Source organism: Stenotrophomonas sp. S39 (assembly GCF_016624665.1).
Lineage (GTDB): Bacteria > Pseudomonadota > Gammaproteobacteria > Xanthomonadales > Xanthomonadaceae > Stenotrophomonas.
The window spans coordinates 15,697-41,490 of the sequence record NZ_JACVTT010000026.1 but is presented as its reverse complement, the minus strand read 5'-3'; the positions used below and the strand labels follow the sequence as shown (position 1 = coordinate 41,490).

The window sequence follows — 25,794 nt, the reverse complement described above, 5'->3', positions numbered from 1 at the left end:
CACGGAAGGTGAGCAGGGCATGGGCGGGTATCTGTTGCTGAAGGACGATTTCGAAGCGCGCATCCGCCTGCTGGCACCTGAAGAAGGCGGCCGCCGCCAACCCGCATACAACGGCATCCGCTGGGACTTCGCCTATGCCGATGCGTCGGGCGAGCTCGAGCTGTTCATGATCTTCCCGGAGTTCCTTGGCGAGGACGGCCAACCGCTGGCCGATGACATCGCGCTGCCGGTCGGCCCCTGGCTGAGGGCGAGGATGCGGATCGTGAACCGGGAACTGCGGCAGACCCTGCACCGTGACCGGATTGCCGAGGGTGTCCGGTTCCACTGCCATGAGGGTCCGCACGTGTCCGCGGTAGGGGAAGTCACGCGGATTACCGGCCTGCACCTGGCCCTGTAACGCCGACCGATGCTCGGTTGATTTGCTGGTTTCTGTAGAGCCGAGCCCATGCTCGGCTGTTTTGCTGGGAACAAAGGCAGCCGAGCATGGGCTCGGCTCTACATCCGCAGCGACGACTCGCGCACCACCAGCTTCACGGGAATGCTCAGGCTCTCCACCGGCTGCCGGCCGATCAGCGCCAGCAGCTTCTCCACCAGCAACTGGCCCGCCTGCTTGGTGTCCTGCTGCACCGTGGTCAGCGCCGGCGACACCGAGGCCGCCAGCGGAATATCGTCGAAGCCGGTGACCGCCACGTCCTGCGGCACGCGCAGGCCGGCCTCGCGCAATGCGCGCATCGCACCGATGGCGATCAGGTCGCTGGCCGCGCAGATCGCATCGATGCGCTCGCCGCGCGCGAGCAGCGCCATGCACGCTTCCTGCCCGGAGGCCTCGGTGGTGATCGCATCGTGCTGCAGTGCCGGGTCGGCGGCCAGGCCGTGCGTGCGCAGCGCTTCGACATGGCCACGGTAGCGTTCCTCGAACTCCGGGTAATGGCTGGACGCATGGCCGAGGAAGGCGATGCGGCGGCAACCCTGCTGCAGCAGGTGGGTGGTGATGTCATGCCCGCCCTGGAAGTTGTCGCTGCCGATCGACACGCCCGGCTGGCCGGGCAGGGCTGCACCCCAGCGCACGAAATGCGTGCCCTGTTCGACCAGCCGCTGCAGGCGGTCGCGTGACTGGTGGTAGTCGCCGTAGCCGAGCAGGATGATGCCGTCGGCCTTGTTGCTGTCCTCGTAATCGGCCTGCCAGTCGGTGGAGAGCTGCTGGAAGGACACCAGCAGGTCCTGCCCGTGCAGCGCGCAGGCGCGGGTGATCGAGCCCAGCATCGAGTGGAAGAACGGGTTGATCAGCGAATCGTCGTTGGTCGGGTCTTCGAAGAACAGCAGCGCCAGCGTGCCGGCATTGCGCAGGCGCAGGCTGGAGGCGTTCTTGTCGACCTTGTAGTTCAGCTCGCGGGCGATGCGCAGGATGCGCTCGCGGGTCTCGGCATTGACCATGGGGCTGCCGCGCAGGGCACGCGACACCGTGGGCTGGGAGACCCCGGCCAGGTGGGCGATGTCCAGGGACGTGGCTTTGCCTTTGATGGTCATGGGCGGTGCAGGCGGGGGGATTCACGGATGATGCCACGGGTGGCTGCTGCTGGCCCTGCCGATGTCCCGCCGGGGAGACGGATCGGACAGCGCTTGGCTGTGACGCGACCGGACCCGCACGGTGCGGACCGGGCCAGGTCATCCCCGCTGCCGGCTGCATTGAAAGGCCTCCAGAGCCTGACGGGGCAAGGGCTCGGGGCGCATTCCGGCCGCCGCCGGGGGCTTCCCTGACCGGGCGCACGGCGGCGGCGATGATAAGATGGGACATTCTTGAATTCCCCCAAATGCATCGGGGGCGGCCCCGGGCCACTGCCTCCTGCCAGGAGGACGTGCTATCACTGGTGGTCTGCCCCTGTACAACGGACGAACACACCTATGGCGCGTGGCATCAACAAAGTCATCCTGGTCGGCAACCTCGGCAACGACCCGGACGTGAAGTACACCCAGGGCGGCATGGCGATCACCCGTATCAGCCTGGCCACCACCAGCGTCCGCAAGGACAGGGACGGCAACCAGCAGGAGCGCACCGAGTGGCACCGCGTGGTGTTCTTCGGCAAGCTCGGAGAAATCGCCGGCGAATACCTGCGCAAGGGCAGCTCGGTCTACGTCGAAGGCAGCCTGCGCTACGACAAGTACACCGGCCAGGATGGCGTGGAGAAGTACTCCACCGACATCATCGCCGACGAAATGCAGATGCTGGGCGGCCGCGGTGAAGGCGGTGGCGGCGGCGGCGGCGGTGGCAACTTCGGCGGCGACCGTCCGCAGCGCCAGCAGGCCCCGCGCCAGGAGTACGGCGGCGGTGGCGGCGGCCAGCGTGGCGGCCAGGGCGGTGGTTACGGCAACCAGGGCGGCGGCAACCAGGGGGGCGGTTATGGCAACCAGGGTGGCAACCAGCGCCCGCAGCCGCAGCAGGCCCCGCCGATGGACGACTTCGCTGACGACGATATTCCGTTCTGACGCGCGCCTGGCATCAGCCAGCAGAAAACCCCGGCAAGGCCCTGCGCCTGCCGGGGTTTTTCATGAGCATTGTTCTTGGATTAACCCGCAGCGCTCATCCACTCCACCGCGTCATCGCCCCCGGGAATACGCATCGGCGCGTTCTCGTCGGTCACCGCGCGCCACACCGCTTCTGCCACAGCCTGCGGCGTGGTCACCGGGCCGCTGCTGTCGCGGAAACCGGCCAGCACGCCCTGCACCAGCGGCCCATAGGCCGGGTGCTCCATGCCGCCCAGATGCGGGAACGCGTTCTCGCCGAACCGCGTGGTCGGCGAGCGCCCGGGCAACACCAGGCGAACGCGCACGCCCAGCGGCGCGACTTCAATGGCCAGCGATTCGGTGAAGGCATTCACCGCCGCTTTGCTGGCGCTGTAGACGCCCACCAGCGGCAGCGCCTTCACCGTCACCGTGGAGGTCACGTTGATGATCACGCCGTTGCCGCGTTCGCGCATCTGCGGCAGCACGGCCTGGGTCATCGCCAGCGTGCCCAGCGTGTTGGTGTCGAACAGGGCGCGGGCGGTTTCCATCGGGGTCAGTTCCACCGGCACCGGTGCGCCGAACCCCGCATTGTTGACCAGCACGTCGATCGGGCCGGCCTCGGCGATGGCCCGCGCGATGCTGGCCGGGTCGGTGATGTCCAGGGCGAGCACGCGCAGGTGCGCGGAGGCGGGCAGCAGATCGGTGCGCGGGGTGCGCATGGTGGCGATGACCTTCCAGCCACGGTCGAGGAACAGGCGGGCGGTTTCCAGCCCGAAACCGGAGGAACAGCCGGTGATCAGTACGGTTTGCATCGTGTACGCCTTCAGCAGGAACGAGTGACCATGGTCGGCCCCGCCGGATGGACGCGCTACAATGAAACGTCCATATTTCCTCGTCGAGCGTCCAGTGTCGTCCGATCCGCTGTCCGACGTCGTGGACCTGCTGCAGCCCACGGCACGCTTCTCCAAGCGCGTCGAGGCCGCTGGCGAGTGGTGTGTGCGCCGCGAAGGCGAAGGCGAGCCGTTCTACATGGCGGTGCTGCACGGGCAATGCTGGCTGTCGGTGGAGGGTGGCGCGCCGATCACCCTGCAGGCCGGCGATTTCGTGCTGGTGCCGGCCCTGCGCGAGCTGGTCAATACCAGCATGCAGGCGCCGGCGGACATCACGCCGAGCCTGCCAGTGCGTATCGCCGAGGGCCACTTCCGGGTAGGCAGCCTCGATGGCCCCGTGACGCTGTGCGCGCAGATCGGCCACTGCGGGTTCGCCTCGCCCGATGCGGCCCTGCTGGTTTCGCTGCTGCCGCGGCTGCTGCATGTACGCGGTGAGCCGCGCCTGGCCACGTTGGTGCAGATGGTGGGCGAGGAAGCGCGTGCGCAGCGACCGGCGCGCGATGTCGTGTTGGAACGCCTGCTGGAACTGCTGCTGATCGAGGCGCTGCGCAGCGGCATGGACAGCGTGGGGGGCAGTGGGCTGGTCCGCGGGCTGGGCGATGAGCGGCTCGCTGCCGCATTGCGTGCCCTGCATGCGCGGCCACAGCACGCGTGGACGGTGGAGGCGCTGGCCGGGCAGGCGACGATGTCGCGCTCGGGTTTCGCCGCGCGTTTCATGCAGGTGGTGGGTGTGGCTCCCATGGAATACCTGCTGCACTGGCGCATGGCACTGGCCAAGCGCCTGCTCAACGATCGCTCGCTGAGCCTGGAACAGGTCGCCGAGCGGGTCGGCTATGCCAGCGCAGTCACCTTCGGCGCGGCGTTCGCGCGGTTGGTGGGCATGCCACCGGCGCGTTTCGCGCGCATGCGTGGTTGATCACCTGCGGCTTCACTGTCGTTGTGCCCCGCAGCATCAATTTTCGTGCACCGCGTCTTGCAAAAAAAATAATTCCTCCCTTATGGTGCAATCGATTGCATCGCGGTGAATCATCAATGTTTGCACCGGTTGGGAGGCCGGGAAGTGGATGTCGATCCATTCCATCGAACCGGCACCGGTGCCGGGGCTCACGCGGCGCGAGGCGCTGCGCATGGCGCTCACCGGCAGCCTGGGCCTGGCGGCCGCAGGCATCCTGCCCGCCATCGCCGCTGCTGCGCCCCTGAAGGGCAGGCTGAAGCATTCCGTCGCCCGCTGGACCTTCCCGCAGTTGTCGGTCGCCCAGCTCTGCCAGACCGTGAAGGGCCTCGGCTTTGCCGCCATCGACCTGGTCGGCCCGGAGGACTGGCCGACGCTGAAGGCCCATGGCGTAGACAGCTCGATGTGCAACGGCGCGGAACTGAGCCTGACCAAGGGCTTCGCCGGCAGCGAGTTCCACGATGAACTGGTAACCCGCTACACGCGGCACATCGATCGGGTGGCCGATGCCGGCTATCGAAACCTCATCTGCTTCTCCGGCAACCGCAACGGCATGGACCCGCAGCAGGGCATGGCCAATGCCGAAGCCGGGCTCAAGCGCATCCTCGGCCATGCCGAGAAGCGCGGCGTGGTCCTGGTGATGGAGCTGCTGAACTCGCGCGTCGACCATCTTGACTATCTGTGCGACCACTCCGCGTGGGGCGTGGAGCTGTGCCAGCGGCTCGGCTCGGACAACTTCGGCCTGCTCTACGACATCTACCACATGCAGATCATGGAGGGCGACATCATCGCCACCATCGGTCGGCACCACGCGTGCTTCAAGCACTACCACACCGCAGGCGTGCCTGGCCGGCACGAGATCGGGGACCAGCAGGAACTGAACTATCCGGCCATCTGTCGCGCGATCCGCGACACCGGTTTTGATGGGTATCTGGCGCAGGAATTCATGCCTGCAGCGCCCGATCCCGTTGGCTCATTGCGCGAGGCGATCCGTCTCTGCGACGTCTGAAACGATATCCACCCAGGTGATAGACCCATGGCAGATAATCATTACGACGCCATCGTTGTTGGCTCGGGAATCAGTGGCGGTTGGGCGGCGAAGGAACTGACCGAAAAAGGTCTAAAGGTCCTGATGCTGGAACGCGGGCGCAACATCGAACACGTGAAGGACTACGTCAATGCGATGAAGGAACCGTGGGACTTCCCGCATCGCAACCGGCCGACCCAGGCGATGAAGGCGGCGTTCCCGGTGCTGATGCGCGACTACGCGCTGGCCGAGAATCTTGAAGGCATGTGGGCCGACGAACAGGACTCGCCCTATATCGAGACCAAACGGTTCGACTGGTTCCGCGGCTACCACGTCGGTGGGCGTTCGCTGATGTGGGGCCGGCAGAGCTACCGCTTCTCCGACCTGGATTTCGAAGCGAACCTCAAGGACGGCATCGCCACCGACTGGCCGATCCGCTATGCCGACATCGCGCCGTGGTACGACCACGTGGAGAAATTCGCCGGCATCGCCGGCACGCGCGAAGGGCTGGACGTGCTGCCTGATGGCGAGTTCCTGCCGCCGATCCCGCTGAACATCGTCGAGAAGGACGTCGCTGCGCGGATCCAGAAGGCCTTTGGTGGCACGCGCCATATGATCCACTCGCGCACGGCCAACATCACCAAGCCGATGCCGGAGCAGGGCCGGGTCAACTGCCAGTACCGCAACAAGTGCATCCTCGGCTGCCCGTTCGGTGCGTATTTCTCGACCCAGGCAGCAACCCTGCCGGCGGCGATGAAGACCGGCAACCTGACGCTGCGGCCGTTCTCGATCGTCAAGGAAGTGCTCTACGACAAGGACCGCAAGCGCGCGCGCGGGGTGGAAGTCCTCGACGCCGAGACCGGCCAGACCTACGAGTACACGGCCAATGTCATCTTCCTCAATGCGTCGTCCTTCAACTCGACCTGGCTGCTGATGAACTCGGCCACCGATGTCTGGGACGGCGGGCTGGGCTCGTCGTCCGGCGAGCTGGGGCACAACGTGATGGACCATCACTTCGGCGCGGGTGCGTCCGGCCGGGTGGAAGGCTACGACGACAAGTACTACTTCGGCCGTCGTCCCTGCGGTTTCTATATCCCGCGCTTCCGCAACGTGGCGGCCGACAAGCGCGGCTATCTGCGCGGCTTCGGCTACCAGGGCGGTGCCAGCCGCAACGGCTGGTCACGCGAGATCGCCGAACTGAACATCGGTGCGGACCTGAAGGACGCGCTGAGCCTGCCCGGTGACTGGCGCATCGGCATGACCGGCTTCGGCGAAATGCTGCCCCACCACGACAACACCATCCGCCTGGACCACGCGCGCAAGGACAAGTGGGGGCTGCCGGTGCTGGCCATGGACGTTGCCATGCGCGAGAACGAGAAAGCGATGCGCAAGGACATGGCGGCCGACGCGGCGGAGATGCTGGAAGCGGCCGGCGTCAAGGATGTGGAGATGCACGACAACGACTATGCGCCGGGCAAGGGCATCCACGAAATGGGCACCGCGCGCATGGGGCGTGATCGGAAGACCTCGGTGCTGAACCAGCACAACCAGGTCTGGGACGCGCCCAACGTCTATGTCACCGACGGTGCGTGCATGACCTCCAGCGCCTGCGTGAATCCGTCGCTGACCTACATGGCGCTGACTGCGCGGGCCGCCGACCATGCCGTGCGCGAACTGAAAGCGGGGAATCTCTGATGGACCGCCGTGAACTGCTGAAGATGATCTTCGCCGCCACCGGCGCGGCGATGATCGGCCTGCCGACGCTGGCCGGCGCCAAGCTGCCGGCACCGGCGGCGAGCGCTGGCTTTTCCGAGGCCGAGATCGCCACGCTTGATGAAATCGCCGAGACCGTCCTGCCGCGCACCCGTACCCCCGGCGCGAAGGACGCGGCCACCGGCGCCTTCATGGCGCGGTTCGTGACCGACTGCTACACCGCCCGGCAGCAGGCGACGTTCCGTGCCGGCCTGGCCGACATCGACACGCGCGCCGGCGGAAGCTTCGTGGCTCTTGCGCCCGAGGCGCGCACCACGCTGCTGCGCACGCTGGATGCCGAGGCCCGCAAGCGTGCGGTGGAGGTGAGCGAGACCGGCACCGGGGAAACCGCGAAGGCGATGCCGCATCCGTTCACCATGATCAAGCAGTTGGCCATCTTCGGCTTCTTCACCTCGAAACAGGGCGCGACCGAAGTGCTGAAGTACGTCGCCGTGCCCGGACGCTACGATGGCGACATGGCCTATGCGCCAGGTACGCCGGCCTGGGCCACCAGCTGATGGAGTACGACAGGATGATCAGACCTTTCTTGATGGCCGCGGGCGTGCTGGCGGCAGTGCCGGCGTTCGCGCAGGCCGGTGCGGAGCGTGATCCGGCAAAGACCGAGGTATGGGCGCCGGTGGCGGAAGTCGCCACGCCGACCGGCGCGGCACCGTCCGATGCCATCGTGCTGTTCGATGGCAAGGACGTATCCGCGTGGGAGGCCGAGCAGGGCGGGCGCGTGCCGTGGACGGTGGCCGACGGGGCGATGACCGTGGTGCCGGGCAGCAAGGGCATCCGCACCCGCCAGCGTTTCTGCGACATGCAGCTGCATGTCGAGTGGCGCACGCCCACCGATACCAAGGGCTTCGACGGCCAGAACCGTGGCAACAGTGGCATCTTCCTGCAGGAGCTCTACGAACTGCAGGTACTGGACAGCCACGGCAACCCGACCTACGCCAACGGCCAGGCCGGTTCGATCTACAAGCAGGCCATGCCGCTGGTGAATGCCTCGCGTGCGCCCGGCCAATGGCAGGCCTACGACATCATCTGGAAGGCACCGCGTTTCTCGGCCGGCGGCGGGCTCACCTCGCCGGCGCGCATCACCGTGCTGCACAACGGTGTGCTGGTGCAGGACGACACGGTACTGGCCGGCCGGACCGAGTACATCGGCGCACCGTCGTACTCGCCGCATGGCTGCGCGCCGCTGTATCTGCAGGAGCACGCATCCAAGGTCAGCTACCGCAACATCTGGGTGCGCGAGCTGTAAGGCTCGCGTCTACTTCGCCAGGAAACTGGCGAGGTCATCGATCTCCTGCTGGGACAGCTGGGAGAAGGGCGGCATCAGCCCGCCGCCCTTGCTGATCTTTTCCTTGATCTGCGCAGGCTGCAGACGCTTGCTGATGTCGGTGAGCGCAGGGAACGCGCCTGGCATGCCCGCACGGTCCGCGCCGTGGCAGGCCACGCAGTTCGTCGCGTACAGCTTGGCGCCGGCAGCAGGATCTTCCTTGCACCACGCCGGCAGCGCATGCGTCGCCGCGCAGAGGGTCAGGGCCAGGGTCAGGACGGTTTTCAAGCAAGGCTCCTTTGCGGGCTAGCGCGATGCGCGGGCGGGCAGGCTGACGGTGAGGTGTTTGCGCAGGTAGTCGGCGCCGGTCTGGATCACCTTGGCCGGATCGCGCGGCTGGTCGTGCTCGACGATGTACCACTTCACGCCTGCACTGGCGGCAGCCGGCAGGATCGCGTTCCAGTCGAGCACGCCCTGGCCGACGGCGGCGAATCCGCCTTCGTCCTCGGCCTCGCCCTTGGGCGCGTTGTCCTTGGCATGCACCGCGAACAGGCGGCCGCGGAACTTGCCCAGCATCACCACCGGGTCGTGCCCGGAGCGGGCCACCCAGGCCAGGTCCAGCTCGGTCTGCAGGTCGGGGCCGGCGGCTTCGAACAGCAGCTCCAGTGCGGTGCGGCCATCGAAATCGACCAGCTCGAAGTCATGGTTGTGGTAGGCCAGGCGCATGCCCTTGGCGCGCACGCGTTCGGAGATGCGGCCCAGTTCCTTGCCCAGCGCGGCCCAGCCGGCGGCATCGGTCGGCCGGTCCTTGCTGTCCAGGTAGGGCACCACCAGCGTGGTGTTGCCGATGGCGCGGTTGAAGGCCACCACCTTGTCGAGGTCATTGCGCAGGTCGGCCAGCGCGGTGTGCGAGGAAATCGCCTTGATCCCGTACTTGTCGAGCAGTTGCTTGAGTTCGGCCGCACTGACGTTCTGCGTGCCGACTGTTTCCACCGCGTGCACACCCGCGTTGTGGACGATCTTCAACTGCTGGTCGAGCGTGCCGGCGTTGCGCAGCGTGTACATCTGCACCGCGATGGGCTTTTCTGCACCGCCGGTTTCCGCAGCGAAGGCGGGCAGGGCGGCGAGCAGCAGTGCAAGGGTGGCGATCCTGCGTGTTGGAGCCTTCATCCGTACATCCTCCAGGGATTCATTCGATGGTGGTCCAGGCGCGCGACCTGGCCGATGCGATGACGCGGTCGACGATCCGCGCCGAACGCACGCCGTCCTCGAAGGTAGGCAGGCCCTGCGGCCGCTCGCCGTCGATGGCGTGATAGGTGTCGGCGACGAAGGCCTCGAAGCATTGCGCGTAACCCTGCGCATGCCCGGGGGGCAGGGCCGACAGCCGGCGCTGTTCAGCACTGCCGGCGCCCGGCCCGCGCACGAAGGTTTCCTCGCGCTGGTCGGGCCGGCCGATCCACAGCCGCTCGGGGTCTTCCTGGTTGAAGGCGACGCTGGCCTTGGCACCGTCGATCTCGAACCAGAGCCGGTTGTGGCGCCCTGCCGAGACCTGACTGACTGTCAGCGACGCCAGCGTCCCTGCGCCGGTGCGGAACATCGCTGTGGCCACGTCCTCACTGGAAACCGCCTGCGTCGCGCCGCCTGCGGCGGGTGTGCTGAAACTCTGCGCGCCTTCGGCGCTGCGCTCGGCGATCACCGTGGCGAAGGCGGCGCTGACCTCGGTGAAGCGCTCGCCGCTGACCCATTCCACCAGGTCGCACCAGTGCGAACCGATGTCGGCGAACACACGCGAGGTGCCGCCCAGCACCGGATCGACGCGCCAGTTGTTGCTGGCCGGGTCCAGCAACCAGTCCTGCAGGTAGCTGCCGTGGATGAGGTGCAGCGGGCCGATGTCGCCTGCGGCGATGCGCGCACGTGCTTCGCGCACCACCGGGTGGTAGCGGTAGACGAAGGGCACCGTGGCGACCAGGCCGCTGGACGCGGCCCGCGTGGCCAGGTCCTGCGCGTCGCCCAGCGTGGTGGCCAGCGGCTTTTCGCAGATCACGTGCTTGCCGGCGGCCAGTGCGGCCTGCGCCATGGGCCGGTGCAGGTGGTTGGGCGTGCACACATGCACGACCTGCACCTGCGGGTCGGCGACCACGTCTTCGATATCGCGGTAGGCGCGCGGAACATTCCATGCCTGCGCCACCTCCTGCGCGCGCTGCGGCGTGGACGCGGCCACGCCGCGCACCTCGGCACCGGCCAGCAGGGCGGCGCGGCGATGTACCGCACCGATCATGCCAGTACCGACGATGGCGATTCCAAGCTTGGGCATCGATTGCGGTCCTCAGTGCGTGGTGGAAGCGGCCGCAACGGCGGGGCGGTCGCGGAACAGCAGCAGGAAGGCAATCAGCACGACCAGCGCGACGCCGGCGGGGAACAGCCAGATCTGCTGCCAGTCCGGCCCTGCGGCCGTGGTGTAGTGCTCCACCACCGCGCCGGACAGGAACGTGCCGATCAGCATGCCGACGCCGTAGGTGGCCAGGGTGATGAAGCCCTGCGCACTGCTGCGCGCGTCCGGGCCAGCATGTGCATCGGTGTAGATCTGCCCGGTGACGAAGAAGAAGTCGTAGCAGATGCCGTGCAGCACGATGCCGATGACCAGAAGCGAGAAGCCGCCGCCGGCATCGCCGAAGGCGAACATGGCATAGCGCACCACCCACGCGGCCATGCCCACCGCCAGCATGGTCTTCACCCCCAGCCGCACGAACAGGAACGGCATGGCCAGCATCAGCAGCACTTCGGAGACCTGCCCCAGCGACTGCAGGCCGGCGGCACCGCGCACGCCCAGGTCGTTGAGATAGGGGTTGGTGAAGTTGTAGTAGAACGACAGCGGGATGCAGATGGCGATGGAGGCGAGGAAGAACACCAGGTAGGCGCGCGACTTCAGCAGGCGCAGCGAATCCAGGCCGAGGATCTGCCCGAGGCCGGCGTCGCGCTGCTTGGCCAGCGGCGGCGTGTGCGGCAGGGTGAACGCGTACAGGCCCAGCAACAGGGAGGCCACCGCGGCCATCCGGAAGGTCAGTTCCAGCCGGTGTGCCTGTTCCCAGCCCAGCCAGCCGATCAGCACGCCGGCGATGATCCAGCCGATGCTGCCGGCCACGCGCACCAGCGGGAACTGCTTCTCGGGCGACTGCATGTGGCGCATCGCCACGCTGTTGGCCAGTGCCAGGGTCGGCATGAACAGCAGCATGTAGCCCATCACGCAGGCGGAGAACACGCTGAAGCTGCTGGCCGTGGAAGCCAGCCACATGAGGACCGCGCCGGCCAAGTGCAGCACGGCCAGGATGCGCTGCGCCGCGAAGTAGCGATCGGCGATCAGGCCGACCAGGAAGGGGGCGACGATCGCACCGATGGACTGGCTGAGGAAGGCCGTGGCCACCTGGCTTGCGCTGGCCTGCAACGGGCCCTGCACCAGGTAGGTGCCAAGGGTCACGAACCACGCGCCCCAGATGAAGAACTGCAGAAACATCATCGCGCCCAAGCGCGACATGGCGTGCGTCATGGCTTGCCCTCCCGGGGCGTTGTCAGCTCAGATTCCCAGCATGCGGTGCAGTGATGCGGCATCCGTTCCGCTGTCGGCAAAGTCGTCGAAGGCGCGCTCGGTCACGCGGATGATGTGGTCGCGGATGAAGGCGGCGCCCTCCCGTGCGCCGTCCTCGGGGTGCTTCAGGCAGCACTCCCATTCCAGTACCGCCCAGCCGGGGAAGTCGTACTGGGCGAACTTCGAGAAGATCGCCTTGAAGTCGACCTGGCCGTCGCCGAGCGAGCGGAAGCGGCCCGGGCGGTCGATCCAGTCCTGGTAGCCGCCGTACACGCCGCTGCGGGCACTGGCGTGGTATTCGGCATCCTTGACGTGGAAGATGCCGATGCGCGGATGGTAGCGGTCGATGAAGCCGAGGTAGTCCATCTGCTGCAGCAGCAGATGGCTGGGGTCGTACAGGATCTTGGCACGGGGATGCTGGTCGACCACGTCGAGGAAGCGCTCGAAGGTCGCGCCATCGTGCAGGTCTTCACCGGGGTGGATCTCGAAGCACAGGTCCACGCCGCACGCGTCGAACGCATCCAGGATCGGGCGCCAGCGGCGGCCCAGTTCGGCGAATGCTTCGTCCACCAGGCCGGGTGGACGCTGCGGCCAGGGATACATGTACGGCCACGCCAGCGCGCCGGAGAAGGTGGCATGCGCGGTCAGGCCCAGGCGCTGGCTGGCCTTTGCCGCCAGCATCAGCTGATCCACGGCCCAGGCCTGGCGGGCGGCAGGATCGCCGCGCTTGTCTGCCGGGGCGAAACCGTCAAACAGGCTGTCATAGGCCGGGTGCACCGCGACCAGCTGTCCCTGCAGGTGCGTCGACAGTTCGGTGATCTGCACGCCGTGCCCGGCCAGCATCCCGGCAACGTCGTCACAGTAGGACTGGCTGCGTGCCGCCTCCGCCAGATCGAACAGATGGGGCGCAGTGGTGGGCACTTGTACGCCAGAATAGCCCAGGCCCGCGGCCCATCCGGCCAGCGTGTCGAGCCGATCAAAAGGAGCTTTGTCGCCGATGAACTGCGCCAGGAACAGCGCCGGACCCTTGAGCGTCTTCAAGGTGATTCGCCCTAGATGCAATCGATTGCATTACCCTAGCATGGGCCTCCCGCAGAACCGTTGTGCAGTGCACAGCGGCAACCAGAGCTGAAACCATGGCAACCATCTACGACATCGCAAAGCACGTGGGCGTCTCCGCCGGCACGGTGTCGCGGGCCTTGTCGCGGCCGGAAAAAGTACTGCCCGCCACGCGTGCGCGCATCGAACAGGCCGCCGCCGCGCTGGGCTACGTGCCCAACACGGTGGCCCGAACGCTCAAGACCCAGCGCAGCGGCAAGATCCTGGTCACTGTACCGGACATCGCCAATCCCTTCTTCGCGCAGATCCTGCAGGGCGCCGAAGATGCGGCGCAGGCCGCGGGCTACGCCGTGCTGCTGGGCGATACCCAGCATCAGCCTGATCGCGAGGAGCGCTACGCGCAGATGCTCCGGCGCAACGAGGCCGATGGCCTGATCGTGCTCGGCCATCGCCTGCCGCCGACCGCGCGCGAGATCGTGCAGGCGCTGGGCGCCACCGCGCCGGTGGTCAATGGCTGCGAATTCGATCCCGCGCTGGGCATTCCCAGCGTGCACATCGACAACGCCGCCGCTGCCCGCGCGGTGATGGAACATCTGTATGCACTGGGGCACGAACGCATCGCCGTGGTTGGCGGGCCGCCCGACAATCCGCTGCACCAGCAGCGGCTGGAAGGCGTGCGCAGTGCCGGCAAGGCACGCGGCCGGCTGCGCAGCCTGAGCGTGGTACCCGGTGATTTTTCGCTGGAATCCGGCCATGCCGCTGCGAAGGCGCTGCTGGCAGGCGCGCAGCCGCCGACCGCGGTGTTCTGCTTCAGCGACCAGATGGCGCTGGGCGCGCTGGCGGCCTGCCGCGACCTGGGCGTGCGCGTGCCCGACCAGCTGTCCATCGTCGGCTTCGATGATCTGGCCTCGTCCAGCTTCCTGACGCCGCCGCTGACCACCGTCCGCCAGCCGATGCGGGAGATCGGTGCGCGTGCGGTCAGCCTGCTGCTGGCGATCATCGAGCGCGTCGATGTGCCGCTGCAGCAGACGCTGGACTTCAGCCTGATGCTGCGTGGCTCGACGGCCGCGCCCGCAGCGGGGTGAGCGGCGGACGCCACCCCGCGCGTGGCGTCATTGCAGATGCGCCTTGGCGCAGGCCAGCACGTGGTTGTAGTCGCTGGACATGCACTGGTAGAAATCGCGCTTGGCGTCAGTCGCGCCTTCGCAGTCGGCATCGGTGATCTGCGGCAGCAGGCCGCGCATCGGCGTGGCCATGGCCTCGAACTTCGCGGCATCCAGGTAGCCGCCGGCCACGTTCTTCGCGCCCACTTCGAGCATGGTTTCCAGCCCGTAGCGCGCGTTCTCGACGGCCTTGGGGCAGGACAGCTCGACATTGGTGCGCTGCACCTTCAGCAGCGAGGCGGCGATGGCTTCGGCATCGGCCTTGACCTGCGGCGGCAGCGGCGTGGTGTCGTCGCTGCTCATGGCCAGTGTCGGCAGCGGCAACAGCATCAGTGCCAGGGCGGCGGACAAGAGGCGGGGCATCGGGCATCCATGCGGCGGGTGGGGCGCCAGTGTGCGCTGGCGTGGGCGCGGCCGCCAGAGGGCTGAACGGAACGCCGGCACTGCCCCGGAACCGCCATGGCAATCCACTACCATGGGCCACCCCAGTGGATGCCCTGCCATGACCGACGTGACCCTCCTCCTGCCCAAGCCGCCTGCCGCGCGCATTGCCGCCTGGCTGCTGATGCTGCTGGGCATGTGGCTGGCCCTGAAGCTGGGCCTGGTGGTCACGCTGCTGTCGGGCCTGCTGGTGTTCCAGCTGACCCACGTGCTGGCCAACAGCGTGGAAGGCAAGCTGCCGCCGGGCCGCGCACGCGCGGTGGCGGTCATCGTGCTGTCGGCGGTCATCATCGGCGCGCTGGTGCTGGCCGGTATCGGCGTGGCGTCGTTCTTCCGCAACGAGACCGGTGGCCCCGACGTGCTGCTGGCGCGGTTGATGGACATCCTCAACACCTCGCGGCACCAGGTGCCTGCGCTGCTGCAGCCTTACATTCCCGAAGACCTGACGCGGCTGCGCGAGGCGCTGAACGAATGGGCGGCCGAGCACCAGCGGCAACTGGGCGTGGCCGGCACCTCGGTGGTGCAGGTGGGCGTGCGCATCCTCATCGGCATGGTGCTCGGCGCGATGATCGCCCTCTACGACGAACTGCCACTGCCGAAGATGGGCCCGCTGGCGCAGGAGCTGGTCGGCCGCACGACGCGCCTGGCCGTGGCCTTCCGCCAGGTGGTGTTCGCCCAGGTGAAGATCTCGCTGCTCAATACGGTGTTCACCGCGGTGTTCCTGCTGGGCGTGCTGCCGCTGTTCGGCGTGCACCTGCCGCTGTCGAAGACGCTGGTGCTGATCACCTTCCTGGCAGGCCTGCTGCCGGTGGTGGGCAACATCATCTCCAACACCATCATCACCATCGTCGCGCTGTCGGTGTCGTTCTACGTGGCTGTGGCAGCGCTGCTGTACCTGATCGTGATCCACAAGCTCGAGTACTTCCTCAACGCGCGCATCGTCGGCGGCGAGATCCAGGCGCGCGCGTGGGAGCTGCTGCTGGCCATGCTGGTGATGGAAGCGGCGTTCGGCCTGGCCGGGCTGGTGGCGGCCCCGGTGTTCTACGCGTACCTGAAGCGTGAGCTGGTCGACCAGGGCTGGATCTGATTCCGGCCAGGTGTCCCTGATCCGGTAGCGCCGGGCCATGCCCGGCGAATGCGCGTGAAGGCGGCGCCAGCGCCACTGCACGCGCCGGTCACCGCGCGCGGGGGAGGCTGGGCTTCCCTTTCCGCCCGGACCCTGCGCATGACCACGCTCACCCTGCCCGAACTGGCGAAAAAGATGGCCGGCATCGATTTCGCGATGCTGCAGACCCATGCGGGCGGCGAGATCGACGGCCGTCCGATGAGCAACAACGGCGACGTCGACTACGACGGTGACAGTTGGTTCTTCGCCCTGCAGAGCACCGACATGGTGCAGCAGATCGAAGCCGATCCGCGGGTCGCGCTGGGCTTCACCGGCAGCAAGTCGCTGCTGGGCAAGCCACCGCTGTTCGTCCATGTCAAAGGCAGGGCGACGATCATCCGCGAACGCGGCGTGTTGGCCCAGCACTGGGTCAAGGACCTGGAACGCTGGTTCGAGCAGGGCGTGGATACGCCGGGGCTGGTGCTGATCCATGTGCACGCGCAGCGCATCCATTACTGGGATGGCGAGGACCAGGGCGAGCTGATCGTCTGATCATCCGCGGTCGCGCCGGGCCATGCCCGGCGGCTCAACCCGCTGCAGCCACGCCCTCATCCACCCAGTCGGCCAGCTCCGGCGCCAGCGCATGTTCCACCGCACGCCGCAGCAGCGCCGGGGCGATGTAGTGGCGATGCACGGCATCGATCAGCGCCATGTACAGGCCGCCGAACCGGTTGTGGGTCTGTACGCGCGACCCCAGGCTGATCTGCACGCGGCCGTCGTCGTCGAACTGCACGCGCACGCTGCTGCGGAAGCGCAGGTGGCGGTCATCGGCGCCCAGCAGTACTTCGGCACTGCGGTCGTCGGCATCCACGCGTGCGTCCAGCACCGGAAAGCGCCCGGCGAACAGGCGGCTGCGATCCGCCGACAACAGCGACGATACCGGGCAGCCCAGTGGCGAGGTGCGCAGGCGCAACGGTGCCACCAGGCGGTTGCGCAGGGCCATCAAGCGGCCCACGCCGCCCGGCGGATTGCGCAGGAAGCCTTCCAGCACATCCGCCAGCAGGGCAGACGCCGAGCGCTGCGTGCAGTGCCCGCTGCGCAGGGTCAGCACGGTCAGGTCGTGGTAGTGGCTGCGTGGCAGCGCACCGGCCAGCAGGCCCTGCGCGTCGGGCCGCCCGCTGTGTACCGGGTAGCGCGGTGTGCTGCGTTCGACGAACCCGCGCAGGGGCCGCAGCTTGATCCGCCGCAGCGGGCCGAGCATCGAGCGGGTCTGCGCGCACAGGCGCGCGCTCAGGCTGGGCGGCGCGGCCTGCAATGACAGCTGCAGCAGCGGCGCAGTGGCCAGCGTGGCCGCGCTCGGCCAGTGCTGCTGCGCCAGCACCTCGGTCAGGCTGGGGATGTCGGCACTGTTGGCCTTCACCCGTGCGCGGGTGGCCTCGCTCATCGCCCCGGCCAGTTCATTGCTGTGGCACGACAACGCGAACAGGGCAGGGTGGGCGGGATGGTTCGATGCGAACTGGTGCCAGGTGCCGCCGCCGAAGCGCACGGTGAACAGGCAGTCCGGCGGAATGCGGATACGGCGCAGGCTGCGCAGGAACGCGGACGGATCCCCCGCAAGCTGCGCATCGGTGGCGGTGGCGAAACGCAGTTCGGCGCCGGCACTGCCGGCGATGGCGGTGAACATGCGCGGCCCGGCATGGCGACGGAACGGGTGGCCGCCGCCTTCCACCACGAAACTGTACAACGAGGAGGCATCGCCGTGCTGCACGTGCATGCCGCCCAGGCGCGCGGAGGGTTCATCCAGCGCATCGATGAAGGCCGGATGGTGGCGCTGGCGCTCGCCCGCATCGTTCACCAGCGCATCGCCGGCACCGATGCCGAGCTGAGCGATGAGGGTGACTTCGATGGGACCGGCGCCATCCTGCGCGGGCAGCTGGACACCTGGAAACGAACGGCTGTTGCGGGTCGAACCAGGCATCGTCGTGCTCCTTGTCAGCGGGCAGGGGACTTGCGGCGGGCGCGGGCTTCGCGCTTGAGCGGGCCACCCACCGGACATACTTCGGCGGCCCAGGAAAACAGCGTGTTGGCCAGGCGCTCGGGCACCTGGCGGAAATACACGAACTGGCCGCGCTTCTCGCGTTCGATCAGGCCGGCCTCTTCCAGGATGCGCAGGTGGCTGGACAGCGCCGGCTTGCTGAAGTCGAAGCGCTCGGCCAGCTCGCCCGCGCTCAGTTCACCGGCGCTGAGGTAGGCCAGGATCTGCCGGCGGGCGCCGGAGGCGAGGGCTTCGAAGATGCGGTCCATGGGTCGTTAATTAACTAATTCGTTAATTGATGATCCTGCGCGGCCGGGCGCGTGTCAAGCCGCTCCCGCCCGGTGGGGGCGATTCATCCATCCGCTCTGGATGTGGTATATCGTTTATCGATAAATCCATCCCGGGCGGCGAGGCCGCCCCATGCCGGAGGCTGCTTGACCGCTCGTCCCGCCCGCGCCGAACCTGCGCGCGGCTTGTTCACCCTGGCCCAGACCGCCGTGCAGGCCGTGCGGGCGATGTGCTGGCTGGGCATCCTGGCCGCGCTGCTGGCCATTCCCCTGGTTGCCTACGACCAGCGCTGGCTGCTGGCCAGCGTGCACGACGCGCACGCCGCCGCCGTGCACGGCAGCGACCTGTTCCTGCACTTCTGCATCGGCCTGGGCACCATCGTCGCCCTGCTGGTGCTGTGCCTGGTGTTCCTGCGGCACCTGGCGCGCCTGCTGCGCTCGGCCGCCGGCGCGCGCCCGTTCACCCATGCCAACGCGCAGCGCCTGCAGCGCATGGCGTGGCTGATGCTGGCGATGGAAGTGCTGTCGATCATCATCGGCGTGTACGCCTCCTGGATGGGTCCGGACTTCGCGTGGATGGAGGTGGGCGGTGGCATGTCCATCACCGGCCTGATCGCGGTGCTCATGCTGTTCGTGCTGGCGCGCGTGTTCGCCGTCGGTGCGGCCATGCGTGATGACCTGGACGGTCTGATCTGATGGGCATGGACTGATGGCGATCGTCATCACGCTCGACCGCATGCTGCAGGCGCGGGGCATGACCCTGTCCGAGCTGGCCGGGCGCATCGACATCACCCTGGCCAACCTGTCCATCCTCAAGACCGGCAAGGCACGCGCCATCCGCTTTTCCACCCTGGATGCGATCTGCCGCGAGCTGCAGTGCACGCCGGGCGACCTGCTCGGGCACGACCCGCTGCAGGCGCAGGACGACGACTGAATACCCCCTCTTTCCCTTACCTCATGAAGAAACGGACCCGAAATGGAATGGTTGGCTGACCCCTCGATCTGGATGGGCCTTGCGACCCTGATCGTGCTTGAGATCGTGCTTGGCATCGACAACCTGGTGTTCATCGCGATCCTGGCCGACAAGCTGCCGCCGCACCAGCGTGACCGCGCGCGGGTGATCGGCCTGAGCCTGGCCCTGCTGATGCGCCTGGTGCTGCTGGCCGCCCTGGCCTGGATCATGAAACTGACCGAGCCGCTGCTGACGCTGTTCGATCACAGCTTCTCCGGGCGTGACCTGATCCTGCTGGGCGGCGGCCTGTTCCTGCTGTTCAAGGGCACCATGGAACTGCACGAACGGCTGGAAGGCCGCCAGCACCATGAAGACGGCAAGAAGGTCTATGCCAGCTTCGCGATGGTGGTGGCGCAGATCGTGGTGCTCGACGCGGTGTTCTCGCTGGACTCGGTGATCACCGCCGTGGGCATGGTCGACAACCTGGGCGTGATGTACGCCGCGGTGACCATCGCCATGGTGCTGATGCTGCTGGCGAGCAAGCCGCTGACCCGCTTCGTCAACAAGCATCCCACCGTGGTGGTGCTGTGCCTGGGCTTCCTGCTGATGATCGGCTTCAGCCTGGTGGCCGAGGGCCTGGGCTACAAGATCCCGAAGGGCTACCTGTACGCGGCCATCGCGTTCTCGATCCTGGTGGAAGCGTTCAACCAGTGGGTGCGCTTCAACCGCGAGCGCAACGAACGCCGCCAGCCGTTCCGCCAGCGCACGGCCGATGCAGTGCTGCGCATGCTGGGTGCACGCCCGGCCAATGGCCACGATGACGCGGGCGAAGAGGACCACGGCGATGCGGAGGAGCGCCTGCAGCCGGCCGAGCACGAGATGATCCGCAGCGTGCTGGGCCTGGCCGACCGGCCGGTGTCGAGTGTGATGACGGTGCGTGCCGACGTGCAGTGGATCGATCTGGCGCGTGGCCAGGACGACGTGGTGGCACGCCTGGTGGCCTCGCCGCATACGCGCCTGCTGGTGGGCGAGGGTGACCTGGACAGCCTGCGTGGCGTGGTGCAGAGCCGCGACCTGCTGGCCGACCTGCTGCAGGGCCAGCCGCTGCAGCTGGAAGCCAACCTGCGCCAGCCGCAGTACGTGCTGTCCAGCGCCAGCGCGCTGCAGGCCCTGGAACTGATCCGCCTGCACCCGGTGCCGCTGGCGGTGGCGGTGGACGAGTACGGCAGCGTGGAAGGCCTGGTGACGGCCAACGACCTGCTGGCGGCCATCGCCGGCGATCTGGCCGACACCCAGGACGACCGCTATGGCGTGGTGGCGCAGGGGGAGGACCACTGGGAAGCCGATGGTGCGTTGACCCTCGATGACCTGCAGCGTCTGGCGGGCGTATCGCTGCCGCGCAGCAGCGACTACATGACCATTTCCGGGCTGGTGCTGGACCAGCTGGGGCGCCTGCCCGATGAGGGCGATGCCGTGGACGTGGCGGACGTGCGCATCACCGTGCTGGCGATGGAGAAGCGCCGCATCGCCCGCCTGCGCGTGCAGCGGCTGGTCGGCACCTGACGTAGAGTCGAGCTTGCTCGACTGCTTCCATAGCAGCCGAGCATGGGCTCGGCTCTACACGGGATGCAGCCGAGCCCACGCTCGGCGCTACCCTTTGCAACCTTTGCCCGTCACCATGGCGGGCCCCACGTTCCGGAATGTCGCAGTGCTGAGTACGATTGGTTTGTTGATGGGCCTCTACGTGGCCTGGCGCCTGTTCTGGCCGCTGCGCCTGCCGGTGTGGGCCAAGGCGGTGGTGTCACTGCTGCTGGTGGGGCTGGCCGTGCAGCTGCGCATCGTCGCCACGTTCTGGGGCACGATGGCCTCGCCGGAAATCCCGAAGATGGCCATCGCCGTGCTGGCCACCGGCTCCACCGCCGTGCTGTTGCTGGCGCTGGCCATGCTGCTGTTCGATGCCGGCCTGCTGGCGGCGCGCGTGCTGCGCCTGCCGCGCGCGGTGTCGGCGCTGCGGGCGCCGCTGTTGCGCCCGTCGGCGGCCGCCGTTGCCCTGCTGCTCAGTGGCTACGGTGTCAGCCAGGGCATGGCCGTGCCCCAGCCGCGCCAGGTCGAAGTGGCGATCAAGGACCTGCCGGCCGCGTTCGATGGCTACCGCATGCTGCAGCTCACCGACATCCACGCCAGCCGCCTGCTCACCGGCGACTGGGTGCGCCAGGTGGTGGCCGAGAGCAATGCGCTGAAGCCGGACCTGATCGTCATCACCGGTGACCTGATCGATGGCACGGTGGACGCGCGCCGCGATGACTTCCGCCCGCTGGGAGACCTGCAGGCGCCGGACGGGGTGATCGCCATCACCGGCAACCACGAGTACTACGCCCAGTACAGCGACTGGATGCAGGCCTTCCGCGCGCTGCGCATGCAGGTGCTGGAAAACAGCCACACCCAGGTGCGCCGTGGCGATGCCGCGCTGACCATTGCCGGTGTCACCGATCCGGTGGCCGCGCGCTATGGCCTGCCGCTGCCCGACCTGCAGGCGGCCCTGGCCGGTGCCGATCCGGCCGCGCCGGTGATCCTGCTCGACCATCGCCCGCGCAATGCCGTTGATGCGGCCGCACGCGGGGTGAAGCTGCAGTTGTCTGGCCATACCCACGGCGGACAGATCATCGGCATGGACCAGCTGGTGAAGCGGGCCAACGGCGGTTTTGTGTCTGGCCGCTACGAGGTGGATGGCATGACGCTCTACGTCAGCAACGGTGCCGGCCTGTGGGCGGGCTTCCCGGCGCGCATCGGCGTGCCTTCGGAAATCACCCTGTTCACCCTGCGCCGCGCGCCCTGAACTCTGATGGGGTCGGATCCCTTTGCCACCGGCAAAGGGCTCTGACCCCGCAATCGCCCACTTTGGGGGGCAGAGCCCATTCCCTGCGGGAATGGGATCCGACCCCGAGCCCCTGGGTCATCACGCCGCCCGCAGCGGCCGCGCATGCAGGTGACGCTTCAGCGACTGCGCGCGCTTGGCGATGGCGCGTACTACGAAGGCCGTGAACAGCAGCGCCGAAGGCACCGCGTACCAGAAGTTGCCGGGCACGCGCTTGAAGTACGAGTAGGTGAACACCGCGGCGATGATCCACATGCCGGTGACGTGCAGGCGCCGCCATGCGGTGGGCCCCATGCGCCGTGCAATGGCGCGGTGCGACGTGATTGCCAGCGCCAGAATGGCCACGTAGCCAACCGTGCCGGGCAGGTTGGCCAGGGCCGAGCGTGCCGGCCAGAACGCCGGGTTGAGGATGCCGAACGCGGTGATGGCGATGGCATGCAGCAGGTGCGAGAACGCAAACGACAGGCCGATGGTCCGGCGTTCGCGCAGCAGGAAGCGGGTGGTCGGCCCGGGCAGCAGGCTGGCGAACGATGAAGCGGTGAAGGCCGCCAGGAACAGCAGGAACGAGGTGCGCGCAGTCACCCGGATCGCCGCGCGGCTGCCTTCGGCCACGTCGGCCTGCAGGGCGAATGCAGCCAGCGCGCAGGCGATCAGCACCACGGCAATGGCCACGAACAGGCGCCAGCCGGACAGGAGGGGAGTATTGGAAACAGCCATGATCAAACCTCGGAAGGGAAGTGGGTAGTGCCAGCCGCTGGCCGGCAACTCTGGAAACCGGCCAACGCAACCAGCACGCCGGCGGCACACAGCTCGGCCAGCAGCGGCGCGCAGGCCACGCGCAGCTCCTCCATGAGCACGCCATGCGCATCGGCCAACGCCTGCAGGGCGTCATCGACGCGTACACCGTCATGGCCGAAGACCGACAGAAGGGCATACGCGAGCGGTGCCAGCGTCTCGACCTGCAGGCGGTAATCGGCCTGGCGGCGCAGCAGCAGGAGCGTGGCTGTCGTGGCCGGTGCATCGTCCAGCACCACGTCTTCGTGCACCGGCCACTGGTAGCCCAGCACACGCACCAGCGGCGACACCGCCAGCAGGTCACTGCCCACCGGCACGTGGTGCAATGTCTGCCCGGCATCGCGCGCTTCGATGTGCAGCGCCTGCTGCGTGCTTTCGTAGTGCGCCAGCTCGGCTGCCCACGCTGGCAGCGCCAGGCTGTCCTGCAGCGCCAACCACGCGGCGAACTCGCTGGCGATCTGCGGGAACAACGGGGTATGGCAGGCATGGCGCGCGTAGTAGTGCTCGACCACACCGCGCCAGCGCGCTGCGCCCAGCTGCTGCTGCAGACTTGGCAGGGAGCCGGCCAGCAGGCTGTCCAGGCTGTCGATGCAGAGGCGGCGATACACCGCCAGCCGGCGCGCATCGACGCCCTCGGGTGCGGGCCGGGATGGATCACGCACATGGTCGGCCCAGCGCTGCTGCAGGGCGGCGAGCGACTCAGCCATGGGCCACCTCGGGCAGTCGCACGTCGGCCTGGGCCTGGCGGATCTGCGCGACCTCGGCCAGCAGCTCGGCCAGCGGCGGAAAATTGAAATCACGCTCCAGCAGGGTGGGGCGCACGCCGACGCGCGCATACGCTTCACGCAGCAGCGCCCAGACCATACCGTTCACCGGCGCGCCGTGGGTGTCGATCTTGAAGCCATCGTCCTCGTCGAAATGGCCGGCGACGTGCAGCGATGCAACGCGATGGGCCGGGACGCGGGCGAGGAAATCGAAGGCGTCGTAGTGGTTGTTGCAGGCGTTGACGAAGACATTGTTGACGTCCAGCAGCAGGTCGCAGTCCGCTTCGGCCAGCACGGCGTTGATGAAGTCGATCTCGCTCATGTCCGCGCCGGGCACGGCGTAGTAGGAAATGTTCTCCACCGCGATGCGCCGGCCCAGCATGTCCTGCACCTGGGCGATGCGCCCGGCGACGTGGTGCACGGCTTCACTGGTGAACGGCAGCGGCAGCAGGTCGTAGACGTGGCCACCGGCAGCGCAGTAGCTCAGGTGCTCGCTGTACAGCTGCACCTGGTGCAGGTCGAGGAAGGCGCGGGTCTGTGCCAGCAGGGCGCGGTCCAGCGGGTCCGGGCCGCCCAGCGACAGCGACAGGCCGTGGCAGGTCAGGCGATGGCGCTCGCTCAGCTGGCGCAGCGCGGCACCGTGGGCACCGCCGACGCCGATCCAGTTGTCGGGCGAGACTTCGAGGAAGTCGATGGCATCGGCCGGCATCGCCAGCAGTTCGTCGATCAGGCCGCGGCGCAGGCCGAGACCAGCGCTGGCGGAGGGCAGGGGCAGGGACATGCGCGGTACTCCAGGGCAATGGCGCCGCCACGGGGGGCGGCGCCGGAGGGTGGGCCATCAGTCGTTGACGCGGGAGAACAAGCCCTTCGGCATCGGCTTGCCGTTGGCGGTGTAGACGCTGCGCAGGTAGTCGTGCGCTTCCTGTTCGCTGATGTAGCCGTCGTGGTCGGTGTCGATGCGGTCGAACTCGGCGGCACGCTTGGCGGCCACGGCGTTGAACTCGGCACGCGAGACCCGGCCGTCGTGGTCACGGTCGGTGCGGGCAAACGAGGCGTCGCCGCACTTGCCTTCGCCGCACTGGCCTTCGGCCACCTTGGCCCTGCCGGCGGGCTTGCTGCTGGCGGCCTTGTTGGCGCCGCACTTGCCTTCACCACACTTGCCTTCAGCGGCGGCGCTCATGGCCACGGCACTGATCGCCAACGGCTGGATCGCGGCGGCCTGGCCGGCCAGCAGCAGGCCCCCGGCCAGGGCGATGCCGATGGCACCGATGCGCGGCAGGCGGGAGGTGGCGGTGTTCTTGGTCGAGACGGACATGGGATGACTCCTTGGGATTGCACGCAAGGCGTGCGGGATGGACGCCGCTGCAAGGCGACGGAAAAGAGGCGTGGACAGGGATGGAGCGGATCAGGCGCTGCGGCGACGGCGCAGCACGTAGGCCAGCAGCAGGGCAGCGCCGAGCAGGGCACCACCGAAGCCGATGCCGGGCAGCAGCGCGGCAATGGGCAGCAGCAGCGCGATCAGGCTGACGCCCCAGCCGAGGCCGTCATCGCCGGCGATGGCGCGTTGCGGGCCGGCCAGCAGGCGGTCCAGGCTGAGTGCGCCGCCACCGTTGAGGATCAGCGGCAGCAGCATGGCCAGGAACAGCAGCGGCAGCTTGAAGTTGCCGTAGCCCTGGTCGGTGATCGCATAGCCCTGCCAGAGTTCGCCCAGGCCGTTCCACTGGTCGGGCCAGTGCACGGCGGCGATGGCAACCACCGTCAGCACCCAGAAGATGTAGGCCACCGAGCGCGTGGCCAGGCCCAGCAGCAGCATCACCGCGCCCACCAGTTCCAGCCACGTGGCCAGCTGCCAGTTGAGCGAAGCGGGCAGGGTCGAGAAAGGAAACGGGAAGCGCCCTTCCAGATCGGCGAACCAGTTCTGCCCGCCCAGCTTCTCGCGGCCGGATTCAAAGAACTCCCAGGCCAGCAGCGTGCGCAGGGCCAGCGGCGAGAGCCAGCGGCCGACGGCATCCAGGCGCGGGGTGTAGAGGGAGGAGGCGGTGCTGATCATGGAGGTGTCCTGCGGGCCAGTGGTCGATGGAGGCCATTTCAGGCGGCGCAGGTATCGGCAACGTGTGCCGTTGCCCGGGGTTTTGTCAGCGACTGTCGCCGCGGCAGGGGTTTCGTACAGTCGGATACAAAGACGCTGCGGCGGGGCGTTGGCCCCGGCGGGGCCCCCCCGCCCCGCGGGGGGGCCCCCCCCCCGGGCGGGCGGGGGGGGGGGGGGGCGCGGGGGCCGGGCCCCCCCGCTACCGGGGAGGGCCACGCGCCAGGATCCTCTTGCGCCC

The 25,794-nt window shown here is 68.1% G+C and carries 29 protein-coding genes; 14 read left to right on the top strand and 15 right to left on the bottom strand.

What is annotated here, in order from left to right; translation table 11 throughout:
• The first annotated feature begins 19 nt into the window (after positions 1–19).
• The gene (locus tag IAE41_RS09170; RefSeq protein ID WP_200732899.1) at positions 20–397 is read left to right on the top strand and encodes a hypothetical protein; all 378 of its coding nucleotides are present in this window, start codon (positions 20–22) and stop codon (positions 395–397) included.
• Between the two features lie 98 nt (positions 398–495).
• Here IAE41_RS09170 and IAE41_RS09165 read toward each other — a convergent pair whose 3' ends face one another.
• Complete coding sequence (locus IAE41_RS09165) at positions 496–1,527, bottom strand: LacI family DNA-binding transcriptional regulator (protein WP_200732898.1); 1,032 nt, start codon at positions 1,525–1,527, stop codon at positions 496–498.
• A 375-nt stretch (positions 1,528–1,902) separates the two neighbouring features.
• Between IAE41_RS09165 and IAE41_RS09160 the strand changes: the two genes are divergently transcribed.
• Positions 1,903–2,484, top strand: a complete 582-nt coding sequence (locus IAE41_RS09160) for a single-stranded DNA-binding protein (protein WP_200732897.1) — start codon at positions 1,903–1,905, stop codon at positions 2,482–2,484.
• An 80-nt stretch (positions 2,485–2,564) separates the two neighbouring features.
• Here IAE41_RS09160 and IAE41_RS09155 read toward each other — a convergent pair whose 3' ends face one another.
• Positions 2,565–3,314, bottom strand: a complete 750-nt coding sequence (locus IAE41_RS09155) for an SDR family oxidoreductase (RefSeq protein ID WP_200732896.1) — start codon at positions 3,312–3,314, stop codon at positions 2,565–2,567.
• 61 nt (positions 3,315–3,375) lie between these two features.
• Between IAE41_RS09155 and IAE41_RS09150 the strand changes: the two genes are divergently transcribed.
• The 5 genes from IAE41_RS09150 to IAE41_RS09130 all read left to right on the top strand — a co-directional run bounded on the left by IAE41_RS09150 (position 3,376) and on the right by IAE41_RS09130 (position 8,390).
• Entirely contained in the window at positions 3,376–4,308 is a 933-nt protein-coding gene (locus tag IAE41_RS09150; RefSeq protein ID WP_200732895.1) for an AraC family transcriptional regulator, read from the top strand.
• A gap of 148 nt (positions 4,309–4,456) precedes the next feature.
• The gene (locus tag IAE41_RS09145) at positions 4,457–5,353 is read left to right on the top strand and encodes a TIM barrel protein (protein ID WP_200732894.1); all 897 of its coding nucleotides are present in this window, start codon (positions 4,457–4,459) and stop codon (positions 5,351–5,353) included.
• Positions 5,354–5,380: 27 nt separating this feature from the next.
• Positions 5,381–7,066 (top strand): GMC family oxidoreductase, encoded by a 1,686-nt coding sequence (locus tag IAE41_RS09140; RefSeq protein ID WP_200732893.1) that lies wholly within the window; start codon positions 5,381–5,383, stop codon positions 7,064–7,066.
• Positions 7,066–7,641, top strand: coding sequence for a gluconate 2-dehydrogenase subunit 3 family protein (locus IAE41_RS09135; RefSeq protein WP_200732892.1), 576 nt, complete (start codon positions 7,066–7,068; stop codon positions 7,639–7,641). The genes IAE41_RS09140 and IAE41_RS09135 overlap by 1 nt, the downstream gene beginning before the upstream one ends.
• Positions 7,641–8,390 carry a DUF1080 domain-containing protein gene (locus tag IAE41_RS09130; protein ID WP_200732891.1) on the top strand — a complete coding sequence of 250 codons (750 nt, stop codon included), beginning with the start codon at positions 7,641–7,643 and terminating at the stop codon, positions 8,388–8,390. The genes IAE41_RS09135 and IAE41_RS09130 overlap by 1 nt, the downstream gene beginning before the upstream one ends.
• A 9-nt stretch (positions 8,391–8,399) precedes the next feature.
• On the opposite strand, the gene IAE41_RS09125 is transcribed toward IAE41_RS09130, so the two are convergent.
• From IAE41_RS09125 to IAE41_RS09105, 5 genes are read right to left on the bottom strand one after another with little or no spacing between them, the layout of a single operon-like run.
• Positions 8,400–8,696: a cytochrome c gene (locus tag IAE41_RS09125; RefSeq protein ID WP_174214105.1), complete on the bottom strand. Its 297-nt coding sequence runs from the start codon at positions 8,694–8,696 to the stop codon at positions 8,400–8,402.
• 18 nt (positions 8,697–8,714) lie between these two features.
• Entirely contained in the window at positions 8,715–9,578 is an 864-nt protein-coding gene (locus IAE41_RS09120; protein ID WP_200732890.1) for a sugar phosphate isomerase/epimerase, read from the bottom strand.
• Positions 9,579–9,597: 19 nt separating this feature from the next.
• Positions 9,598–10,722 carry a Gfo/Idh/MocA family oxidoreductase gene (locus IAE41_RS09115; RefSeq protein ID WP_200732889.1) on the bottom strand — a complete coding sequence of 375 codons (1,125 nt, stop codon included), beginning with the start codon at positions 10,720–10,722 and terminating at the stop codon, positions 9,598–9,600.
• A 12-nt stretch (positions 10,723–10,734) separates the two neighbouring features.
• Complete coding sequence (locus tag IAE41_RS09110; protein ID WP_200732888.1) at positions 10,735–11,952, bottom strand: nucleoside permease; 1,218 nt, start codon at positions 11,950–11,952, stop codon at positions 10,735–10,737.
• Positions 11,953–11,979: 27 nt separating this feature from the next.
• Complete coding sequence (locus IAE41_RS09105) at positions 11,980–13,032, bottom strand: sugar phosphate isomerase/epimerase family protein (protein WP_200732887.1); 1,053 nt, start codon at positions 13,030–13,032, stop codon at positions 11,980–11,982.
• 95 nt (positions 13,033–13,127) lie between these two features.
• Between IAE41_RS09105 and IAE41_RS09100 the strand changes: the two genes are divergently transcribed.
• Positions 13,128–14,135, top strand: a complete 1,008-nt coding sequence (locus tag IAE41_RS09100; protein ID WP_200732886.1) for a LacI family DNA-binding transcriptional regulator — start codon at positions 13,128–13,130, stop codon at positions 14,133–14,135.
• Between the two features lie 27 nt (positions 14,136–14,162).
• Here IAE41_RS09100 and IAE41_RS09095 read toward each other — a convergent pair whose 3' ends face one another.
• Positions 14,163–14,576 (bottom strand): hypothetical protein, encoded by a 414-nt coding sequence (locus IAE41_RS09095; RefSeq protein ID WP_200732885.1) that lies wholly within the window; start codon positions 14,574–14,576, stop codon positions 14,163–14,165.
• Between the two features lie 139 nt (positions 14,577–14,715).
• On the opposite strand from IAE41_RS09095, the gene IAE41_RS09090 reads away from it, so the two are divergent.
• Together IAE41_RS09090 and IAE41_RS09085 are read left to right on the top strand one after the other, a co-directional pair.
• Positions 14,716–15,741 (top strand): AI-2E family transporter, encoded by a 1,026-nt coding sequence (locus tag IAE41_RS09090; protein ID WP_200732884.1) that lies wholly within the window; start codon positions 14,716–14,718, stop codon positions 15,739–15,741.
• Between the two features lie 138 nt (positions 15,742–15,879).
• Positions 15,880–16,311 (top strand): pyridoxamine 5'-phosphate oxidase family protein, encoded by a 432-nt coding sequence (locus IAE41_RS09085; RefSeq protein WP_079221002.1) that lies wholly within the window; start codon positions 15,880–15,882, stop codon positions 16,309–16,311.
• 34 nt (positions 16,312–16,345) lie between these two features.
• Here the strand turns inward: IAE41_RS09085 and IAE41_RS09080 are convergent, their stop codons facing one another.
• Positions 16,346–17,737, bottom strand: coding sequence for a DUF2867 domain-containing protein (locus IAE41_RS09080; RefSeq protein ID WP_200732883.1), 1,392 nt, complete (start codon positions 17,735–17,737; stop codon positions 16,346–16,348).
• Positions 17,738–17,751: 14 nt separating this feature from the next.
• Positions 17,752–18,063 (bottom strand): metalloregulator ArsR/SmtB family transcription factor, encoded by a 312-nt coding sequence (locus IAE41_RS09075; RefSeq protein ID WP_079221004.1) that lies wholly within the window; start codon positions 18,061–18,063, stop codon positions 17,752–17,754.
• Positions 18,064–18,309: 246 nt separating this feature from the next.
• Here IAE41_RS09075 and IAE41_RS09070 point away from each other — a divergent pair, with 246 nt between their 5' ends.
• The 4 genes from IAE41_RS09070 (at position 18,310) to IAE41_RS09055 (ending at position 21,869) form a co-directional block, all read left to right on the top strand.
• Complete coding sequence (locus IAE41_RS09070; protein ID WP_200732903.1) at positions 18,310–18,777, top strand: DUF2975 domain-containing protein; 468 nt, start codon at positions 18,310–18,312, stop codon at positions 18,775–18,777.
• Between the two features lie 13 nt (positions 18,778–18,790).
• Positions 18,791–19,015, top strand: a complete 225-nt coding sequence (locus IAE41_RS09065; RefSeq protein WP_079221005.1) for a helix-turn-helix transcriptional regulator — start codon at positions 18,791–18,793, stop codon at positions 19,013–19,015.
• A 42-nt stretch (positions 19,016–19,057) separates the two neighbouring features.
• Complete coding sequence (locus IAE41_RS09060) at positions 19,058–20,596, top strand: TerC family protein (RefSeq protein ID WP_079221006.1); 1,539 nt, start codon at positions 19,058–19,060, stop codon at positions 20,594–20,596.
• Positions 20,597–20,711: 115 nt separating this feature from the next.
• Entirely contained in the window at positions 20,712–21,869 is a 1,158-nt protein-coding gene (locus tag IAE41_RS09055) for a metallophosphoesterase (RefSeq protein ID WP_200732882.1), read from the top strand.
• 120 nt (positions 21,870–21,989) lie between these two features.
• On the opposite strand, the gene IAE41_RS09050 is transcribed toward IAE41_RS09055, so the two are convergent.
• The 5 genes from IAE41_RS09050 to IAE41_RS09030 all read right to left on the bottom strand — a co-directional run bounded on the left by IAE41_RS09050 (position 21,990) and on the right by IAE41_RS09030 (position 25,517).
• A complete protein-coding gene (locus IAE41_RS09050) occupies positions 21,990–22,625 on the bottom strand; it encodes a ferric reductase-like transmembrane domain-containing protein (protein ID WP_200732881.1) in 636 nt (211 codons plus the stop codon).
• A 2-nt stretch (positions 22,626–22,627) separates the two neighbouring features.
• Positions 22,628–23,410: a putative DNA-binding domain-containing protein gene (locus IAE41_RS09045; protein WP_200732880.1), complete on the bottom strand. Its 783-nt coding sequence runs from the start codon at positions 23,408–23,410 to the stop codon at positions 22,628–22,630.
• Positions 23,403–24,248 carry a DUF692 domain-containing protein gene (locus IAE41_RS09040; protein ID WP_200732879.1) on the bottom strand — a complete coding sequence of 282 codons (846 nt, stop codon included), beginning with the start codon at positions 24,246–24,248 and terminating at the stop codon, positions 23,403–23,405. The genes IAE41_RS09045 and IAE41_RS09040 overlap by 8 nt, the downstream gene beginning before the upstream one ends.
• Before the next feature lie 57 nt (positions 24,249–24,305).
• Entirely contained in the window at positions 24,306–24,782 is a 477-nt protein-coding gene (locus tag IAE41_RS09035) for an EF-hand domain-containing protein (RefSeq protein ID WP_200732878.1), read from the bottom strand.
• Positions 24,783–24,872: 90 nt separating this feature from the next.
• Positions 24,873–25,517: a DoxX family protein gene (locus IAE41_RS09030; protein ID WP_200732877.1), complete on the bottom strand. Its 645-nt coding sequence runs from the start codon at positions 25,515–25,517 to the stop codon at positions 24,873–24,875.
• Between the last annotated feature and the right edge of the window lie 277 nt (positions 25,518–25,794).